We start from the raw sequence: 4,353 nt of genomic DNA, 5'->3' as shown, positions 1-4,353 counted from the left end.
CGAAACTTTTCGACAAATCCTCCGGAAACACTTGGTCCTCGGTGACGTAGGACAGCTCCCAGTTCATGTCGCGGGTCAGGTCATACCATTCAGAACGGGCCAGCTGGGGCATCGTCGATTTCCTTTCCGTTGGAGCGCGTGCGCCGGATGATGGCGACTTTCTTATCGCGTGCTCGAAATCACACTTGCACGTCGCCGTCGACAGCCTGCCAAACGTTCCGCAACAAGGAACGCATAGCGGCTGGCTGGCTGCGTGGGCTTGGACGAGCCTCATTTCCCGCCGATGGATCTGATGCCACGTGTCATGGAACCCGCTGCATCCTGTGCCATCGCCGCGCGCAGGCCGGGTGCCGCACCCTGGCCGCGTGCCAACCAGAGGCGTTGTTTCCGGCGTGGGTTGCCACCCGTTCCCCCAAGCCGCGTTGTCAGGCACCGAGTCCGATCTAGCCCATGGGGTGCACGTCATCATCGAGCCCACCTTCGCTGATCTCATCGACGGCGTCGCGGGCGCCCATCCGGTGAGGCTGTTCGCCGCTGGCCGCGGCCAGCTGGCCGGCACGACCCCTAGTAGTTGGCGAGGGCCCGGATCCGGGGCGCGTTAGGTGCTGGCCGAGGAAGGTCTTAGGTTGCAAGGAATCCACCGTGCGAACCGGTAAAAGAGCGAGCTGTGGCAAAGCAAACGGGTCCGTTAGTCGGGTCTGGCCGATCTTCAGCGTCGCAGAAGACCTTCAACGTAACGGAATACGCAGAGTGAGCTAGCGGAGGTGCAGAGCGTAAACCCATCATTCGGGCCTCATGTGCCGTACCCGCACAACGTGGTCCCTTCTACAGTGACCTGTGCCATAGTATGTAGCCGTCGGAGAAGTAGCCAGTATCCCCTGGGAGTTGACATGAGCGTCGCTGACGATGCGGTAGTCGCGTTTCGTGATGATCCGTTGAAGTCGGTCGCCAATACGCTGGATGTGCTCGACTGTTTCCTTACCGATGACGAGCTGGGTGTGTCGGAGGTGGCGCGCAGCCTGGGGGTGGCTAAGAGCAGCGCCCACCGCATGCTCAGCACGTTGGCCAGCCGAGGCTTCGTCGAACGCAATAGCGCTACCGGACGATACCGCTTGGGCCTGCACCTCTATGAGCTCGGCCAACTGTCGATTAGCCGCAGCCGCTTGCGTCAGGCGGCGCTGCCGATCATGGATGACCTGCGTCAGCGCACCGGCCACACCACCCATCTTGGCGTGGCCGACGGAGCTGACGTAGTGCATTTGGAGCGGTTGCAGTGCCGCGAAGGGCTCTACCTGCTTGACGCTGTCTTGCCACGACGATTCGCGACGCACTGCTCAGCAACGGGAAAGGTACTGGCCGCCTTCGATCCCGCTGTCGCCGAGGCCCGGCGTCGCGTCGGGTTCCCGTCGATTACTTCCAACTCGGTGCAGTCCGCCGCTCAATGGGACGCGACGCTAGCCAAGGTCCGCTCCGAGGGCGTCGCGATCAACCGCGACGAGGTCCTCGCCGGGGTCATGTCCGTGGCCGCACCCATCTTTGACTCCACCGGAAGACTGGTCGCCGCGCTGTCGATAGTGGGCCCCACTGAGACGATGGAACGTTCCCTACCCCAGTTGACCCGGCTGCTCGTGGAGGCTACCCGGCAGTTGGGTCGCCGGATAACTTAGAGGCGTTAGCAGGCATCGCCGAGGATCGGTAGCCGGTATACCCGGGCCAACGCCACCTCTTCGCCATGCTGCCGCTGACGACTCACCGCACCACGAAGAGCCTGCCCGACGTCGGCTATGTACGCCGGTATCGGTTGTGAGAAAGCCGGTGGCTGATGTGCGCCTTTTGGCGGGTAAGAGCTGGCTTCGCCCGCCATCGCTTCACTACCGGTCTATCTGCATGACGATGGCCTTCGGCTCGGTGAAGAACTCCCGGCTGAAGTTACCGCCTTCTCTACCAACCCCGGAATCGCCCATCCCGCCGAACGGGGCGCGCAGGTCTCGGATGAAGAAACAATTGACCCAGACGGTGCCTGCCTTCAGTACCGCCGCTACCCGGTGCGCGCGGTGCAGGTTATCGGTGAACAGCATCGCGTTGAGACCATAGGGGGTGTTGTTGGCAAGTCCGACCGCCTCGTTCTCGGTATCGAACGGAACGATGACAACGACCGGGCCGAAGATCTCCTCGCGGCACAGGCGGGCATCAGGAGCGATATCCACGACGGCCGTCGGCTTCACCACCCAGCCTTCACCGAGGCCGCCGGTGAGCAACTTGCCTTCGCTCGGCACCAAATCGATGTACGACTTCACCTTGCGGTAGTGCGCTTCTGAGGCCAGCGGACCAATCTGGGTGGTCTCCTGTTTTGGGTCACCGATGACCATCGCCTCGGCGGCCGCGACAAAGCGCGACAAAAACTCGTCATACACCGGACGCTGCACGAACAACCGACTGCCCGCAAGGCAGACCTGCCCGGTATTGGTGTATATCGCACGAATGGACCAGTCGACGGCATTGTCGAGATCGGCGTCAGCGAATACCAGATTCGCGCCCTTTCCGCCCAATTCCAGGCTCACCGGGATCAGATGTGCCGAAGCAGCTCGCGCAATGGTCTTGCCGGTGCCGGACTCACCGGTAAACGTGATCCGGTCGACCGCCGGATTGTCGGTCAGCGCCTGACCCGCAGAATTCGGGCCGTACCCGTGGACCACGTTGAGCACCCCGACCGGCATACCCGCCTTCAGCGCGAGCCGAGCCAGGATCGTCGCCGAGGCCGGCGTGTCCTCGGCCGGCTTCAACACCACCGTGTTGCCCCAGGCCAACGCCGGCGCAACTTTCCACGTCTCAAGCATCAACGGGAAGTTCCACGGCGCGATCGCCGCCACCACACCGGCCGGGTCGAACCTGGTGTACGTGTGGTGGCCGCCATCCATCGGTAGCACCTCACCGGTCGACAGCCGGGCATGGTCGGCGAAGAACCGGAAGTTCAGCGCGGACCTCGAGACGTCGTTGTCGCGTGCCTGTCTGATCGGTTTACCCATGTCACGGGTATCAGCCATGCCGAGTTCGGCGGCGTGCTCCTCGATCAGATCCGCCAACCTGTGCAAGATCGCGCCACGCTCCGTGAAGCCCATTCGGGGCCATGGTCCCTCGTCGAAGGCCTTACGCGCCGCGGCTACCGCGAGGTCGGCATCGGCTTTGCCGCCCAAGGCGATATCGGCCCACGGCTCGCGCAACCAGGGGTCGACGCTGTCGAATGTCGCCCCGTCGAGCGAGCCGACCTCTTCGCCATCGATAATATGACCGAAGGAGCTTTCCGAAGTCATCACTCGCTCCGCTTCGGATGATTAGATGCAGGCGTATCTGTCACGTTTGCCTGTTCACGCCGCTCCGCGATGGTCACGTCGCCGGCGGCCCAATGAGTTGGGGGCACCTCTCGGACTACCACCCGGATACTGGCAGCCGGTGCAGCAATAGCCCGCTGCACCGCTCCAGTCAGTTCGTGAATCAAAGCCCGGATCTGTTCGGGAGTACGTCCTTGGGTGAGGGTGACCTCGACCAATGGCATTTCCACGCCTTCCTGTTCGACGGCAAGCCCAACTCTCACCGACCATAAGCCGCTTCCCGCACCTGCGGTGCACTGTGTTCCCAGTCGCGGAACACGCCAAATTCGGCGAACCTTTGCCTGTCGGATTATGGACCGGGACAGCGCGGAGCGCCTCTAGAAAACACACGAAGGGAGAATGCACAACAAAGCGATTACGGCAAGCGATTTCACCGCCGCCGCGGTGGTGGGTTTCGCGATGGCCGTGCACAGTTTGAGCAGGATGTCGCGGATGGAGATGCCGTACGCCGCTGGTGGAGAAACAAATTGCAGCACAGGCAACGAGCCGGGGAATCTCCGAATCCGACGTTATCGACCAGGTCATGCTTACCGAAAGTGCGGTCAAGCGGCTCCTCGAGCCAGAAGAGGTCGCGGAGCTGGCCGTCTATCTTTGCTCCCAAGAAGCCGCTTTGATCAACGGCACCTCGTTATGTATCGATGGCGGCTGGACTGCCCACTGAGTCGCGCGTCCGTTGTGGAACAACGAAATTCAGATGACGCTCGCTGCTGCCTCCGCGACCTGGCGGTCCTGATCCGAGCTTCCACCCGAAACACCGACAGCCCCGACGAGTTCTCCGTCGACTCGAATCGGAGTGCCGCCGCCGAATACGATCAATCGGTCCGTCTTGACGATGCCGTGCAGTAGTGCCGGCTCGTCCCTGATCACCTCGAACCACTCGTGGGTCGGCAGTCCGAAAGCTGCGACGGTGTAGGCCTTGTCCTGTGCGAGCTGACCAGACAGCAGCGGAGCACCGTCCATCCGG

Annotated in this window: 6 protein-coding genes; 3 read left to right on the top strand and 3 right to left on the bottom strand. The window is 62.5% G+C overall.

What is annotated here, in order from left to right:
- The first annotated feature begins 365 nt into the window (after positions 1–365).
- Together AC2VON_RS20895 and AC2VON_RS20890 are read left to right on the top strand one after the other, a co-directional pair.
- A complete protein-coding gene (locus tag AC2VON_RS20895) occupies positions 366–602 on the top strand; it encodes a hypothetical protein (RefSeq protein ID WP_486954628.1) in 237 nt (78 codons plus the stop codon).
- 288 nt (positions 603–890) lie between these two features.
- On the top strand, positions 891–1,667 hold the full coding sequence (locus AC2VON_RS20890) for an IclR family transcriptional regulator (RefSeq protein WP_486954627.1): 777 nt from the start codon (positions 891–893) through the stop codon (positions 1,665–1,667).
- Positions 1,668–1,871: 204 nt separating this feature from the next.
- Here AC2VON_RS20890 and AC2VON_RS20885 read toward each other — a convergent pair whose 3' ends face one another.
- Both AC2VON_RS20885 and AC2VON_RS20880 read right to left on the bottom strand, forming a co-directional pair.
- Positions 1,872–3,311 carry an aldehyde dehydrogenase gene (locus AC2VON_RS20885; RefSeq protein WP_486954626.1) on the bottom strand — a complete coding sequence of 480 codons (1,440 nt, stop codon included), beginning with the start codon at positions 3,309–3,311 and terminating at the stop codon, positions 1,872–1,874.
- A complete protein-coding gene (locus tag AC2VON_RS20880) occupies positions 3,311–3,553 on the bottom strand; it encodes a tautomerase family protein (RefSeq protein WP_486954625.1) in 243 nt (80 codons plus the stop codon). The genes AC2VON_RS20885 and AC2VON_RS20880 overlap by 1 nt, the downstream gene beginning before the upstream one ends.
- Positions 3,554–3,843: 290 nt before the next feature.
- Between AC2VON_RS20880 and AC2VON_RS20875 the strand changes: the two genes are divergently transcribed.
- Positions 3,844–4,050: an SDR family oxidoreductase gene (locus tag AC2VON_RS20875; RefSeq protein WP_486954624.1), complete on the top strand. Its 207-nt coding sequence runs from the start codon at positions 3,844–3,846 to the stop codon at positions 4,048–4,050.
- Between the two features lie 29 nt (positions 4,051–4,079).
- On the opposite strand, the gene AC2VON_RS20870 is transcribed toward AC2VON_RS20875, so the two are convergent.
- The coding region (locus tag AC2VON_RS20870; protein ID WP_486954623.1) for a GlcG/HbpS family heme-binding protein at positions 4,080–4,353 on the bottom strand (274 nt) is incomplete at its 5' end.

The sequence above is a fragment of the Mycobacterium sp. TH-M82 genome (genome assembly GCF_057473605.1).
The sequence above is the reverse complement of the archived record's forward strand: the minus strand, read 5'-3'. Positions and strand labels throughout refer to the sequence as shown.

Excerpts from the sequence above, each read along its gene's own strand:
- AC2VON_RS20890 (WP_486954627.1), top strand. The coding sequence starts at position 891 with ATGAGCGTCGCTGACGATGCGGTAGTCGCGTTTCGTGATGATCCGTTG.
- AC2VON_RS20885 (WP_486954626.1), bottom strand. The coding sequence starts at position 3,311 with ATGACTTCGGAAAGCTCCTTCGGTCATATTATCGATGGCGAAGAGGTC.
- AC2VON_RS20880 (WP_486954625.1), bottom strand. The coding sequence starts at position 3,553 with ATGCCATTGGTCGAGGTCACCCTCACCCAAGGACGTACTCCCGAACAG.